At 72.5% G+C, this 13,976-nt stretch carries 12 protein-coding genes; 6 read left to right on the plus strand and 6 right to left on the minus strand.

Annotation, left to right across the window (positions count from 1 at the left end; all coding sequences use genetic code 11):
* Nucleotides 1-19: 19 nt before the first annotated feature.
* On the minus strand, nucleotides 20-691 hold the full coding sequence (locus QJ852_11865; GenBank protein WGX99115.1) for a thymidine kinase: 672 nt from the start codon (nucleotides 689-691) through the stop codon (nucleotides 20-22).
* A 132-nt stretch (nucleotides 692-823) separates the two neighbouring features.
* On the opposite strand from QJ852_11865, the gene QJ852_11870 reads away from it, so the two are divergent.
* Together QJ852_11870 and QJ852_11875 are read left to right on the plus strand one after the other, a co-directional pair.
* Nucleotides 824-2,059, plus strand: a complete 1,236-nt coding sequence (locus tag QJ852_11870; GenBank protein ID WGX99116.1) for a hypothetical protein — start codon at nucleotides 824-826, stop codon at nucleotides 2,057-2,059.
* A gap of 9 nt (nucleotides 2,060-2,068) precedes the next feature.
* On the plus strand, nucleotides 2,069-4,096 hold the full coding sequence (locus QJ852_11875) for a M3 family metallopeptidase (GenBank protein ID WGX99117.1): 2,028 nt from the start codon (nucleotides 2,069-2,071) through the stop codon (nucleotides 4,094-4,096).
* A gap of 26 nt (nucleotides 4,097-4,122) precedes the next feature.
* Here the strand turns inward: QJ852_11875 and QJ852_11880 are convergent, their stop codons facing one another.
* The 3 genes from QJ852_11880 to QJ852_11890 form a co-directional block, all read right to left on the minus strand.
* Nucleotides 4,123-5,262, minus strand: coding sequence for a PQQ-dependent sugar dehydrogenase (locus QJ852_11880; GenBank protein ID WGX99118.1), 1,140 nt, complete (start codon nucleotides 5,260-5,262; stop codon nucleotides 4,123-4,125).
* 46 nt (nucleotides 5,263-5,308) lie between these two features.
* Entirely contained in the window at nucleotides 5,309-6,163 is an 855-nt protein-coding gene (gene panB, locus QJ852_11885) for a 3-methyl-2-oxobutanoate hydroxymethyltransferase (protein ID WGX99119.1), read from the minus strand.
* 111 nt (nucleotides 6,164-6,274) lie between these two features.
* A complete protein-coding gene (locus QJ852_11890; GenBank protein ID WGX99120.1) occupies nucleotides 6,275-6,733 on the minus strand; it encodes a VOC family protein in 459 nt (152 codons plus the stop codon).
* Nucleotides 6,734-6,850: 117 nt separating this feature from the next.
* On the opposite strand from QJ852_11890, the gene QJ852_11895 reads away from it, so the two are divergent.
* Together QJ852_11895 and QJ852_11900 are read left to right on the plus strand one after the other, a co-directional pair.
* Nucleotides 6,851-8,479 carry a SigE family RNA polymerase sigma factor gene (locus QJ852_11895; protein WGX99121.1) on the plus strand — a complete coding sequence of 543 codons (1,629 nt, stop codon included), beginning with the start codon at nucleotides 6,851-6,853 and terminating at the stop codon, nucleotides 8,477-8,479.
* 9 nt (nucleotides 8,480-8,488) lie between these two features.
* Nucleotides 8,489-10,501: an NAD(+) synthase gene (locus QJ852_11900; protein ID WGX99122.1), complete on the plus strand. Its 2,013-nt coding sequence runs from the start codon at nucleotides 8,489-8,491 to the stop codon at nucleotides 10,499-10,501.
* 6 nt (nucleotides 10,502-10,507) lie between these two features.
* On the opposite strand, the gene QJ852_11905 is transcribed toward QJ852_11900, so the two are convergent.
* Nucleotides 10,508-10,972, minus strand: coding sequence for a hypothetical protein (locus QJ852_11905; protein ID WGX99123.1), 465 nt, complete (start codon nucleotides 10,970-10,972; stop codon nucleotides 10,508-10,510).
* A gap of 115 nt (nucleotides 10,973-11,087) precedes the next feature.
* On the opposite strand from QJ852_11905, the gene QJ852_11910 reads away from it, so the two are divergent.
* Nucleotides 11,088-11,765: a transcriptional regulator gene (locus QJ852_11910; protein WGX99124.1), complete on the plus strand. Its 678-nt coding sequence runs from the start codon at nucleotides 11,088-11,090 to the stop codon at nucleotides 11,763-11,765.
* Here the strand turns inward: QJ852_11910 and QJ852_11915 are convergent.
* Nucleotides 11,728-12,405: a hypothetical protein gene (locus tag QJ852_11915; GenBank protein ID WGX99125.1), complete on the minus strand. Its 678-nt coding sequence runs from the start codon at nucleotides 12,403-12,405 to the stop codon at nucleotides 11,728-11,730. The two genes, QJ852_11910 and QJ852_11915, sit on opposite strands and share 38 nt — an antisense overlap.
* A gap of 145 nt (nucleotides 12,406-12,550) precedes the next feature.
* On the opposite strand from QJ852_11915, the gene QJ852_11920 reads away from it, so the two are divergent.
* Nucleotides 12,551-13,891, plus strand: coding sequence for a glutamine synthetase family protein (locus QJ852_11920; GenBank protein WGX99126.1), 1,341 nt, complete (start codon nucleotides 12,551-12,553; stop codon nucleotides 13,889-13,891).
* The last annotated feature ends 85 nt before the right edge of the window (nucleotides 13,892-13,976 follow it).

Here is a 13,976-nt window from a genome sequence, read left to right on the forward strand (position 1 = left end):
GACTCGCGACCGGTGCCGGTCAGGTGAACGGCAGCGGCTCCGGCGACAGGCTGACCGCGCGCGCCCGCGCGGCGGTCAGCCCGCGGCGGTGGTGCTGGCGGCAGAGCACCTCGTAGGCGACGTCGACGTCGTCGGCGACCTCGGGCACCGGCTCGGCGGCGTCGTCGACGTCACCGACCACGATCACCTCGCCCTCGGTGACCATGACGCCGTTCTCGGTGCGTGCGTTGTGGGTGGCGCGCTTGCCGCACCAGCACAGGGCCTCGACCTGGAGCACCTCGGTGCGGTCGGCCAGCTCGACCAGCCGCGCGGAGCCGGGGAAGAGGCGGGTCCGGAAGTCGGTGAGGATGCCGAAGCAGAAGACGTCGATCTGCAGCTCGTCGACGATCTTGGCCAGCTGGTCGATCTGCTCGGCGGTGTAGAACTGCGCCTCGTCGCAGATGAGGTAGTCGATCCGGGCGCCCTGGGTCAGGGCGTCCACCGTGGAGCGCCAGAAGTCGAAGTCGGGGGCCACCTCGTGCGCGTCGGCCACCAGGCCGAGCCGCGAGGACACCATCGCGGTGCCGGCCCGGTCGTGGGAGGTGAACAGCCGGCCCCGCCGCCCGCGCGCCGCGTGGTTGTGGTTGGTCTGCAGGGCCAGCGTCGACTTCCCCGTGTCCATCGTCCCGGTTCGGAAGATCAGCTCGGCCACCCGCGCATCCTCCTCTGCCCCTCACCTGGGTGACAACTTCGTGACCAACGGGACAAGTTCTGACGGTTTGCGTGAGCGCGGCAGGATTTCGAGCGAGACTAGTGACTCTCTGACCAGGAAGCAGGTGGATCCATGGTGGTCGTCGTCCGGCCGTCCGGACGTGTCGTCCGACGGGTCGTCACGATCGTGTCGGTGCTGGCCGCCGTCGCCGTCGTGCTGACCACGACCGGAGTCGTGGGTGGGCGCACGTCCTCCGACGCCGACCGCCCGGCCGCCGCGACCCCGGCGGAGACCACCGCCCCGGCCGTCCCGGCCCCCGTGCCCCCGGCCGCCCTGGAGCCCGCCGCCGAGAGCGTCCCGGACCTCGTGGTCCGCAGCGTCGCGACCCGCACCCGGTACGACGACCGGCTGGCCGAGGCGCCCACCGAGGTCGTCATGGCCTATCAGCGGGCCGCGACGGTCATCAACGCCGCCGCCCCGTGCAACCTGGACTGGATGGTCCTGGCCGCGCTCGGCAAGCTGGCCTCGAACCACGGCCAGGGACCGGCGGTCGGCCGGCCGCTCAACGGCAGGGCGGGACGCAGCCGGGTCTCCGACACCGACGCCGGTGCGCTCGACGGGAACCCGCGCTGGGACGCACCGGTCGGCCCGATGGGTCTGCTGCCCGAGGTCTGGTCCCGGGTCGCGGTCGACGCCGACGGCGACTCGGTGCGCGACGTCAACGACATCGACGACGCCACGCTGGGCGTGGCGGTCCTGCTGTGCGCGGGCGGTGCGGACCTGTCCGACGCCGAGGCGCTGGGCGCGGCACTGCGCGGCTACGACGCCTCCCCGGGCTTCCCCCGCAGCGTGCGCCGCCTCGTCGCCGGCTACCAGGCCGAGGCGGTGGAGATGTCGGCGGCCGCGCTGGCGCTCGCCCGGACGACGACCGTCCCCGTCGCCACACCTCTCGATGGCGCGGTGCCGCCGGTCTGCGCCTGCACCGACATCGTCTCCACCCTGGCCCAGGTCGTCGCGGTGCTCAACGCCCCGGTCGGCCTGCCGCAGCCCTCGCCGATGCCGGCCGGGCAACCGGTCGCCGCGGGTCCGCCGCCCACCACCGGGCCCACGCCGCAGCCCAAGCCGGACCCGAAGCCCCAGCCGGAGCCCGACCCGGAGCCCGAGCCGGAGCCCGAGCCGGAGCCCACCCCGGAGCCCGTGCCCGCCACGGTGCCCGCGACGGCGGCGGAGCAGACGCCCGCGACCGAGCCCGGCGACGAGGCGGGCACCGAGGCCGAGACCGACGCCGAGACCGACGCCGACGCCGAGGCCGACGCCGAGGCCGAGATCGTGCCCGGGACCGAGCCGGAGGTCGGACCGATCTCCTAAGGTGAGTCCGTGACGACGGACGCACTTCTCGGGTCCAGCGACCTCCCGCACCGACTGCCGCGGTTCGCGGACATCGACGATCATGACTACGCCCCGGCGATCGAGGCGGCGATGGCGGAGCAGCTCGCCGCGGTCGCCGCGATCAGCGCCGACCCGGAGCCGCCGACCTTCGCCAACACCCTCGTCCCGCTGGAGCTCAGCGGGACGACCCTGGCGCGGGTGCTCCGGGTGTTCTGGAACAAGGCCAGCGCCGACGCCAGCCCGGTGGTCGACGCCGTCCGCGCGGAGTTCGCGCCGCGGCTCGCCGCCCACGGCGACGCGATCCTGCTCGACCCGGCGCTGTGGTCGCGGCTGCAGGCCGTCGCCGCGGACCGCGCGGGACTGGATCCGGAGGCGGCCTACCTCGTCGAGCGCTATGTCACCGAGTTCCGCCTCGCCGGCGCCGCCCTCGGCGACGGCGACAAGACCCGCCTGCGCGAGCTCAACGAGCGGATCTCCAGCCAGGAGACGGCCTTCGAGCTCGCGCTCCAGGCCGACAGCAACGATCTCGCGGTCGTCGTCGACGACCCGGCCGCGCTCGACGGCCTGACGCCGGGGGAGATCTCGGCGGCCGCCGCCGCGGCCGAGACCCGGGGCCTGGCCGGTCGCCACCTGCTGACCCTGGTGCTCCCGACCGCCCACCCGCACCTCGCCGCGCTCACCGACCGCGACCTGCGCCGCCGGCTGTCCGAGGCCCAGCGCAGCCGGGGCAGCCGCGGCGGGGAGCACGACACCCGCGCGATAGCCCTCGACATCCTGCGGCTGCGCGCCGAGCGGGCCCGGCTGCTCGGCTTCGACAACCACGCTGCCGCCGTGACCGCCGACAACACCGCCGGCACACCGAAGGCGGTCCGCTCCCTGCTCGAGCGGCTCGCGGTCCCGGCCGCCCGCAACGCGCGTGCCGAGCAGGAGGCGGTGTCGGAGCTGGCCGGCTTCCCGGTCGAGCCGTGGGACTGGCCGTTCTACGCCGAGCGGGTGCGCAGTGCCCGCTACGACGTCGACCTGGCCGCGCTGCGCCCGTGGTTCGAGGCGGAGCGGGTCCTGCGTGACGGGGTCTTCTTCGCCGCCGGTCGGCTCTACGGCCTGACCTTCGAGGAGCGCCCGGACCTGCCGGGCTACCACGCCGACGTGCGGGTCTTCGAGGTGAGTCGCGACGGCAGCCCCATCGGCCTCTACCTGCTCGACCTCTACACCCGCGACACCAAGCGGGGCGGCGCGTGGATGAGCAGCTTCGTCACCCAGTCCGGCCTGCTCGGCGTCGAGTCCGCCGTCGTGGTCAACAACCTCAACGTGCCCAAGCCGGCCGCGGGGGAGGCGACCCTGCTGACCTGGGACGAGACGCGCACCCTGTTCCACGAGTTCGGCCACGCGCTGCACGGACTGCTCGCGCGGGCGACGTACCCGAAGTTCGGCGGCACCGCGGTCTTCCGCGACTTCGTGGAGTACCCCTCGCAGGTCAACGAGATGTGGGTGCTGTGGCCGGAGGTGCTCGCCAGCTATGCCGTGCACCACGAGACCGGCGAGCCGATCCCCGCCGATGTCGTGGAGCGGCTGCGGGCCGCGGAGACGTTCAACGAGGGCTTCGCGACGAGCGAGTACCTCGCCGCGGCGCTGCTCGACCTCGCCTGGCACGAGCTCGGTCCCGACGACGTCCCGACCGACCCCGCCGAGGTGGCCGCCTTCGAGCGACGTGCCCTGGCCGCCGCGGGGCTCGACAACCCGGCCGTGCCCCCGCGCTACGCCACGCCGTACTTCGCTCACAGCTTCAGCTCCGGCTACGCCTCGGCGTACTACTCCTACATCTGGAGCGAGGTCCTCGACGCCGACACCGTCGCCTGGTTCCGCGACCACGGCGGGCTGACCCGCGCGAATGGCGAGGACTACCTGCGCCATGTCATCGGCATCGGCGGCACTCGCGACCCGCTGGAGTCCTACGAGGCGTGGCGCGGCCGGCCGGCACCGATCGAGCCGTTGCTGGCGCGGCGCGGGCTGGCCTGAGGCTCGCGCCGGCCCACCCGGATCGCTCAGGCCGGCCGGATCCGCAGCACCAGGTCCCGCCCGTCACCGTTGTCGGTGGTGACGAGCAGGGCTCCGTCGGAGCCGGCGGTGACGTCGCGCAGCCGGCCGAAGTGGCGCAGCTCCCGCGGGGCGCGGGTCCACCGCACCCGTCCGCGGTCGTCGAGCTTGATGAACAGCAGCCGCTGGCGCTTGAGGACGGCGACGGCGAGGCAGCCCGCGAAGCGGCCCCAGCCGGGGCCGGCCACGAAGGCGGCGCCGGAGGGGGCGATGGTGGGGCGTCCGGAGCGCCACCGTGCGGCGTACTGGCGCCCGGGCAGGCGGCGGTCGGTCATCGGGCGGGTCTCGTCATAGCCCGGGCCGGGGTTCCAGCCATAGTTGCGGCCGGGACCCAGCAGGTTGACCTCGTCGTCGCGGTCGGTGCCGTGCTCGACCGACCACAGGGAGCCGTCGGCCCGCTGGGCGAGGCCCTGCACGTTGCGATGTCCGTAGGTGAGCAGGTAGCGGCGCTTGCCCGACCGGTCGGCCCACGGGTTGCGCGGATCGGGACGGCCGGTGAACCGGTCGAGGCGCAGCACCTTGCCGCCGAGCGAGCGCCGGCTCTGCGGGGCGCGGGACCGCGTGGCGTCGCCGGTGCCGACGAGCAGCGAGCCATCGCGCGCGACGAGGAGCCGGCAGCCGCCGTGGCGTCCGCTCCGACTCGTCGGCAGACCGGACATCAGGGGGCCGACGAGGGTCGCGGTGCGCAGGTCGGCGTCGAGGGTCCAGGCGTTGACCCTGATGTCGTGACCGCCGTCGTCGGCGAGCCAGCCCGAGCAGGTATAGATGCGCCGGTTGGTCGCGAAGCCGGGGTCGACGGCGAGGCCGAGCAGGCCGGTCTCGCCGAGGTTCCAGACCCGGGAGCTCGGGAAGTCGAGGTCGCGCGGGGCGCCCCCGCCGGAGGGCACGAAGGTCAGGGTGCTCCGGTCGCGCTGGGTGACGAGCAGGTCGCCCGTCGGCAGCTCGGCCACCTCCCACGGGTGGTCAAGGCCCCCGGCGACGACCTCGACGCGGAACGACGTCGCGCCGGCCGGTGGTGCGACGAGGGTACCGGCGACCAGCGTCGCGACCAGGGTGAGGACCGACAGGACGGCGGGACGCGCACGCATGCAGCGACGGTACGCCGCCCTGCCGGTCTCAACCGGGCCTGATCCTTCAGAAGGTGTGCTCCGGGCCGGGGAAGCTGCCGTCCTTGACCTCGGCGTCATAGGACCGCGCGGCGTCGAGCAGGACCGAGCGCAGGTCGGCGTACTGCTTGACGAAGCGTGGCATCTTGCCGGTGCGCAGCCCGAAGGCGTCCTGCCAGACGAGGACCTGACCGTCGCAGCGGTTGCCGGCGCCGATGCCGATCGTCGGGATCTCGAGCTTGGCGGTGACCTCGGCGGCCACGTCGCCGGGCACCATCTCCATGACGACCGAGAACGCCCCGGCGTCCTGCACCGCGAGGGCGTCGCGCAGCACCCGGTCGGCGGCCTCGCCGCGGCCCTGGACCCGGTAGCCGCCGAGGGTGTGCTCGGACTGAGGCGTGAAGCCGATGTGGGCCATCACCGGGATGCCGCCGCGGGTCATCCGCTCGATCTGCGGGGCCATCTCGACGCCGCCTTCGAGCTTGACGCAGTGGGCTCCGCCCTCCTTCATGAACCGGGCGGCCGTCAGGTAGCCCTGCTCGGGCGAGGCCTGGTAGCTGCCGAACGGCAGGTCGCCGACCACGAGGGCCCGGGTGACCGAGCGACTGACCGCCCGCGTGAGCGGGATCAGCTCGTCGACCGTGACCGGCAGGGAGGTGGTGTTGCCGAGCACGTTGTTGGACGCGCTGTCGCCGACGAGGAGGACTTCGATGCCCGCCTCGTCGAAGATCTGCGCGGTCAGCTGGTCGTAGCTGGTGAGCATGGAGAAGCGCTCGCCGCGCTGCTTCATGTCGCGCAGGTGGTGGGTGCGGATCCGCCGGATCGGTGCCGGGGTGGGGGCGCCGCCGTACGGCGCGGTCTCTTCGGGGGTACTGCTGCTCATCGTCGAGCTCCGTTCCTGGTGACTCGCGGCCCGCTGGTGCGGGTCCACGTTCGTGTGACGGGCACTGACGAGGCTAGTCGCGCGGAGGGGCCGGGCGCGCTGTGTGCTCGGTCACCCCGGGCCCGCCGCGTCGGCGGCCGCCTCCAGTTCCGCGACGACGAGCCGGCGCATCCCCAGCATCGCCCGGCCGACCGCGAGCGCCCGCTCGGGATCCGGGTCCGCGACCAGCTCGTAGAGGCGCTCCGGCACGACCTGCCAGGACAACCCGAACCGGTCCCGGAGCCACCCGCACACCGACTCCTCGCCGCCGTCGGCGAGGGAGTCCCAGTAGTAGTCGACCTCGCACTGGTCGGCGCAGGAGATCGCGAAGGACACCGCCTGACTGAACGGGAAGGCCGGCCCGCCGTTGATCGCCCGGAAGGTCAGCCCGTCGAGGGTGAACTCGCCGGCGCCCGCCCCGAGGTGGTCGATCGAGGAGTTGGGGAAGATCGCGGTGTAGAAGCGGACGGCCTCCTCCAGGTCGTCGTCGAACCACAGGCAGGGCTGGATGTGGCTGCTCGCGATGCTCATGGCGGTGCAGACCGGTGCCGCGCCGCCGACTCATCGCGAAGTCGTGCCAACCATCGGACCCGCCCGTGGCGTTGGATGGACAGAGCACCGCAGACGCAGGGGAGCACCGGGAGCACGATGGACGACGAGTTCAACGCATGGGCCGCAGGCGCCGAGGCGCCGCTGCTGCGCTCGGCGTACCTGCTCACCGGCGATCTGCACCGCTCCGAGGACCTGGTCCAGGAGGCCCTGGTCAAGGTCGCCCTGCGCTGGCGCCGGCTGCGGAGCGGGCACCCCACGGCGTACGCGCGGCGGGTGATCGCCCGCGACCACGTGTCCCTGTGGCGCCGGACCGGGCGTGAGGTCCCGGCGTCGGATCCGCTCGCCCCGCCGGCCACGGTGTCCTCGGACCCCGACGCCGTGCTCGTCGTCCAGAAGGCGCTGGCCCGGCTGACGCCGGCTCAGCGGGCGGTCGTGGTGCTGCGGCACTTCGACGACCTGACCGAGCGGGAGACCGCCGAGGTCCTCGGCGTCGCTGTCGGCACCGTGAAGAGCCAGAACGCCGCCGCGCTGACCCGGCTGCGCACCGGGGCGCCGGAGCTCCTCGACCTGATCCGGCCGACCGGCCGGGGCGAGGTGGCCGCGCGGGAGGCCCGGCAGCGCCGTACCCAGCAGCGGGTCGTCGGCGGTACGGCGCTCGCCGTGGTGCTCGTCGCGCTGCTCGCCCTGGTGGTCACCCGGGGCGGCGGCGACGCCGAGCCGCCGCCGGTCGCGCCCACGAGCGGTGCGACCACCGAAACCGGCAGCGAGGTGCGGGTCGACGCCTGGGATCCGCACACGCTGCCCGACGCCCCGCTGCGGACGTCGCTGCTGCCGGAGCGCATCGAGCCGCCGGCGAGCGCTCCGAGCATCGCCCGGCAGCCGCTCGACCGGGCCCTGCTGGCCTGGGCGGAGCCCAACCGGGAGGTGCTGCTGCTCGGCGCCGGCGGGCAGTGGCGCAGCGTCCCCGGGACCGACGACCGGAAGCTCACCACCGCCCTCGCGTACGACGGCCGGCGGCTGGCGCTCTCGAGCGACGACGGACTCCGGGTGCTGGACGTGACCACGGGCGAGGACACCCTGCTGCCCTGGCCCGACCCGATCGCACCGCCCTCGGACGGCCCGCCCGAGCTGCGCTGGCTCCCCGGCGGCGAGGAGTTGGCCGTGCTGCACTGGCGGGACACCTGGGTGATGGGGCTCGATGGCTCCTCGCGCAAGCCGCCGTGGGGCGCGGGCTACGGCCTCGGCCTCGGGATCGACCCGCGGCCCGGTGGCGAGATCGTCGAGCAGGCCGAGGCCTACACCGGCTTCGACGTGTGGCAGGGGAGCAGCGAGGTGCGCAGCCTGCCGTCGAACCTGTGGACCAACAGCGTCGCGACCGGGTACGGCCGGGTCGCTGTCGTCGGTGCCGGCACCCGGCTGCCGCTGGAGACGACCGGACCGCTGCTGCTCGACGCCACGAGCGGGGAGCTCGTCGCCGCCGCGACCGCCCCTGACCCGAACGGCGCCTACGGCAACGGGCACTACCTCTTTGTGGTCGACCTGCTCGATGCCGACACCGTCCTGCTGCGCGCCTCGCCCATCGCGAATCGGACCACGGAGCCCGGACCCGAGACCTGGTACCTCGCGGTCTGGCATGCGGACACCGGCGCCTTCGAGCGGGTCACCAGCGGCTCCGAGGCGCTGCGGGTGGCCAGCATCGCGGTCGGCGCGCTGGCCGATCCCTAGACTCGCCCCGTGGACTTCTACTCGGCCTACGCCCACGGGTTCGCCAGGGTCGCGGCGGTGACGCTGCCCGTCGCCATCGCGGACCCGGCGACCAATGCCGCCCGCACCCTCGAGCAGGCGCGCGCCCTCCACGACGACGGGGTCGCGGTGGCGGTGTTCCCGGAGCTGGGCCTGACCGGGTACGCCGTGGACGACCTGTTCCTGCAGGACACCCTCCTCGACGCGGTGCGGGAGGCGATCCTCGATCTGACCGTGGCCTCGGCGGACCTGCGCCCGGTGCTGGTGGTCGGGGCGCCGCTGGCGAACGGCAACCGGGTCTACAACTGCGCGGTCGTGATCCACGGGGGGCGGGTGCTGGGCGTCGCGCCGAAGTCGTTCCTCCCGACCTACCGCGAGTTCTACGAGGCGCGCTGGTTCGCGGCCGGGGCGACGCGAAGCGCCGCCGAGGATGTCATCGAGCTCAACGGCGAGAACGTCCCGTTCGGCAACGACATCATCTTCTCGGCCAGCGACGTGCGCGGTCTCCATCTCCATGTCGAGGTCTGCGAGGACATGTGGGTGCCGGTACCGCCGAGTGCGACCGCCGCGCTCGCCGGCGCCACCGTGCTCGCCAACCTGTCCGGCAGCCCGATCACGATCGCTCGCGCGGAGGACCGGCACCTGCTCGCGCGCAGCGCCAGTGCCCGGTGCAATGCGGCGTACGTCTATGCCGCCGCGGGTCAGGGCGAGTCGACGACCGATCTGTCCTGGGACGGCCAGACCATGGTCTACGAGCTGGGCGAGCTGCTGGGGCAGAGCGAGCGATTCCCCGACGGGCCGCGGGCCACCGTGGTCGACGTCGACCTCGACCGGCTGCGCCAGGAGCGGATGCGCCAGGGCACCTTCGACGACAACCGGGTGGCCGAGGGCGTCGAGCCGGCGCACTTCACCTGGGTGGAGTTCGAGCTCGAGCCGCCCGTCGGCGACATCGGGCTGCGGCGCGAGGTCGCCCGGTTCCCGTTCGTGCCCGACGACCCGGTGCGCCTCTACCAGGACTGCTACGAGGCCTACAACATCCAGGTCTCCGGCCTGGAGCAGCGACTGCGCGCCATCGGTCAGCCGAAGATCGTGATCGGCGTCAGCGGTGGCCTCGACTCGACCCACGCGCTGATCGTCGCGGCCAAGGCGATGGACCGGCTCGGCCGCCCGCGCAGCGACATCCACGCCTTCACCATGCCGGGCTTCGCGACCGGCGACACCACGAGGTCCTACGCCACCCGGCTCTCCCAGGCGCTCGGCTGCACCTTCGAGGAGCTCGACATCAAGCCGGCCGCGCGGACCATGCTGGAAGGTCTCGGCCATCCGTTCGCGGACGGCGAGCCGGTCTACGACATCACCTTCGAGAACGTCCAGGCCGGCCTGCGCACCGACTACCTCTTCCGGCTCGCCAACCACCGCGGCGGGATCGTGCTCGGCACCGGCGACCTGTCCGAGCTCGCGCTCGGCTGGTGCACCTACGGTGTCGGCGACCAGATGTCGCACTACAACGTCAACGCCGGTGTGCCGAAGACCCTGATCCAGCACCTGATCCGTTGGGTGATCGACACCGACCAGCTCCACGACGGGCACTACGACGACGAGGCCGATCAGGTCCTCCAGGCGATCCTCGAGCAGGAGATCACCCCCGAGCTGATCCCCGGCGGCGAGCAGCGCACCGAGGACTCGGTCGGCCCGTACGCCCTGCAGGACTTCACGCTCTACCACGTGCTGCGGCGCGGCTACCGACCCGGCAAGATCGCCTTCCTGGCCCAGCACGCGTGGGGGAGCGGCGAGGCGTCGTACGACCTCGCGACGATCCGCCGGTGGCTCGAGGTGTTCGTCCGGCGCTTCTTCAGCAGCCAGTTCAAGCGCTCGGCGCTGCCGAACGGCCCGAAGGTCAGCCCCGGCGGCACCATGTCGCCGCGGGGCGACTGGCGGATGCCGTCGGACGCCAGCCCGGCCGCCTGGCTGGCCGAGCTGGCGGCCGACGTCCCTGTGGAGTGACGGGAGCTATGCCTCCCTGCGGTGGTCGCCGCGCATCATTCGGGCCATCGCGAAGCAGCACACGGCCAGCGCGAGCATGCCCAGCCCGAGGTGGGCCATCTGGTCGACGCTGAACAGGTTGGCGGTGAGCAGGACGAGCCAGATGCCGAGCACGTCCCCGCCGAACTGCGGCACGGCGGCGACGAGCAGTCCGAGCAGCAGGGTGATCGCGCCGACCCACATCACCGCGTCGGCGGCGCTGCCGGGCAGCAGGTTGTCGGCCCACGTCGAGATCGTGCTCTCCCACGTGGTGCTCTCGGTGACGGCGTTGGTCATCATGTCGAGTCCCCACAGGACGGGGAGCGCGACGAAGGTCGCCCAGAGAGCCACGCGGCTCTGGTGGGCGGCGTCGACGGTGGCGAAGTGCGTGAGGTCGTGCATCTCCTCGCGCATGTCGTGGGTGAGGTGGTCCCACGCGTGGGTGCTGGCCATGATCGGCCCCTTTCTCGAGCGGTCCCGTGGTGGGGGACATCACGATCGACGGTAGACCCGTGGCGATCTTTCGACAAGACTCTTGTCCGCTAGAAGACGAGGGAGGGAGCAGGCCATGGACGAGGCGTTCGGGCAGCGGGTCGCGCGGGTCGGCTCACTCGCCGATCCGGTACGACGCGCGCTGTACCGCTTCGTCGCCGAGCAGCCCGGCGCGGTGAGCCGCGACCAGGCGGCCAGTGGCGTCGACGTACCCCGGCACACCGCGAAGTTCCACCTCGAGCGACTCGTCGCGGAGGGGCTGCTGGTCGCCGAGTTCCGCCGGCTGACCGGCCGGACCGGCCCGGGCGCGGGACGTCCGGCGAAGCTCTACCGCCGCTCGCGTCGCGAGCTGAGCGTCAGTGTGCCGAGCCGGCGCTACGACCTGGCCGGACAGGTGCTGGCCGACGCGGTGGAGCGCACCCTGTCCGGGGCGCCGATGGCCGAAGCGCTGGCGGCCGCCGCCGAGGACGCGGCCGAGCAGGTGGCACTGCGGCAGCAGCCCGGGTGCTCCCTGGGCGACGCGCTGAGCGTGCTGGGGTACGAGCCCCGCGCCGACACGGACGGTCTGGCGTTGGCGAACTGCCCCTTCGACCGGCTCGCGGCCGACCACCGCGGCCTGGTCTGCGGTGTCAACCACGGCTTCGTCGCCGCGCTGGCCCGCCGGCTGGATCCGGGGGCGGCGGTCGAGACCGTCGCCCCCGGTCCGGGATGCTGTGTCAGGACAGCGGAGTCGCGGTCAGCGTCGCGTCGATGACCTTGATCTCGCCGCTGCGGGCCTCGCTCTGGTCGCTGGCGTAGCCGAACGCGAGCAGGCCGACCCTGGTCGGCTGGGTCAGCGTCAGCACGGTCGTGCCGCTGACCGAGATGTGCAGGTTCTTGGCGGTCGGCATCAGCGCGTTGGGGCTGATGTCGCCCTCGCCGTCCTGCCAGCGGAACTTGTTGTCGCCGTTCTTGTCGAGCCACAGGGAGAGCTGCGGGAAGACGTCGGCGGCCGAGGACGAGGCGACGGCGCTCTCGAAGGCTCCGTCGACCGTGACGACGTACTTCCCGGCGGGCAGGGTCAGGCCGGTGTTGAGGTTGGTGTTGTTGTCGTTGATCGGTCCACCGATCTTCGCGATCGTCGTGTCCGCGGCCAGCGTCGCGACCTGGACGCCGCCGACGCCGGTGGTCAGCGCGGCCTTGGCCGTGGGGGCGAGGTCCGCGACCTCGAGCGAGCCGTCCTTGACGTCCTTCGCCTTGATCGCGCCGTTCTTGATGTCCTTCGAGGTGATCGTGTTGTTCTTGATGTCCTTGGACGTGATCAGCCCGGCGGCGACGGAGCCGCTCGCGCCGAGCCCGACGACCAGGGTGGCTCCGACGGCGACAGCGATGGTGCGGCTCTTCCAGACAGACATGCGTTCTCCCCACTGATGGTTCTTCGAGGGCCGGGAGTGCCCGGCCGGGACCATGGTCCTGGGTGGGCGGGGGTCGTCACTGGAATGTTTCAAGAAACCACCGTGCTGCAACACGGCGGTCACGGACCGACACTAGGCTGCGGCCATGGGTAAGCAAGAGGACTTCGTCCTGCGCGCTCTCGAGGAGCGTGACGTCCGGTTCGTGCGCCTGTGGTTCACCGACGTCCTGGGGTTCCTCAAGTCGGTCGCGGTCGCCCCGGCGGAGCTCGAGGGCGCCTTCTCCGAGGGCATCGGGTTCGACGGGTCCGCGATCGAGGGCTTCGCGCGGGTCTACGAGGCCGACATGCTCGCGCTGCCCGACCCCACGACCTTCCAGATCCTGCCCTGGCGCAGCAGCGAGGGGCCGGCCACGGCGCGGATGTTCTGCGACATCGTGATGCCCGACGGGTCCCCGTCGTACGCCGACCCGCGCAACGCGCTCAAGCGCACCCTGGGCAAGGCGGCCGAGCAGGGCTTCACGTTCTACACCCACCCCGAGATCGAGTTCTACCTGTTCAAGGACGAGCCGCGGGCCGGTGACGAGCCGGTGCCGATCGACCGCAGCGGCTACTTCGACCACGCCGCCCACTCGCACGGCTCGGACTTCCGCCGTGAGGCGATCACGATGCTCGAGGCGATGGGCATCTCGGTCGAGTTCAGCCACCACGAGGGTGGTCCGGGGCAGCAGGAGATCGACCTGCGCTACGCCGACGCGCTGACCACCGCCGACAACATCATGACCTTCCGCACGGTGATCCGGGAGGTCGCGCTCAACCAGGGCATCTGGGCGACCTTCATGCCCAAGCCGTTCACGACCCACCCCGGCTCGGGCATGCACACGCACCTGTCCCTGTTCGAGGGCGACCAGAACGCCTTCTACGAGGCCGGCGCCGAGTACCAGCTCTCGCGCACCGGTCGCCAGTTCATCGCGGGCATCCTGCGCCACGCCAGTGAGATCAGCGTCGTGACCAACCAGTGGGTCAACTCCTACAAGCGGATGATGTTCGGCGGCGAGGCGCCGTCCTACATCTGCTGGGGCCACAACAACCGCTCCGCGATGGTGCGAGTGCCGATGTACAAGCCGATGAAGGGCCAGTCGACCCGCGTCGAGCTGCGCACCATCGACTCGGCCTGCAACCCCTATCTCGCCTACGCCGCCGTGCTGGCCGCCGGCATGAAGGGCATCGAGAACGACTACGAGCTGCCCCGCGAGGCCGAGGACGACGTCTGGGCGCTGACCGAGCGCGAGCGTCGCAGCCTCGGCATCGAGCCCCTCCCGAAGAGCCTGCACGACGCGATCGCGATCGCGGAGCACTCCGAGCTGCTCGCCGAGACGCTGGGGGAGCAGGTCTTCGACTTCTTCCTGCGCAACAAGCGCGCCGAGTGGGACGAGTACCGCGGCCAGGTCTCGGCCTTCGAACGGGACCGCATGCTCCCGGTCCTGTGATGCTGGGGCCGAGCGTGTCGGCTATCGAAGGCTGCGCACGGACCCTTCGGGCCCATGCTTGCGACCGCCTGGCGGCAACACCAGG

The sequence above is a fragment of the Nocardioides sp. L-11A genome, assembly GCA_029961745.1.
Lineage (GTDB): Bacteria > Actinomycetota > Actinomycetes > Propionibacteriales > Nocardioidaceae > Nocardioides.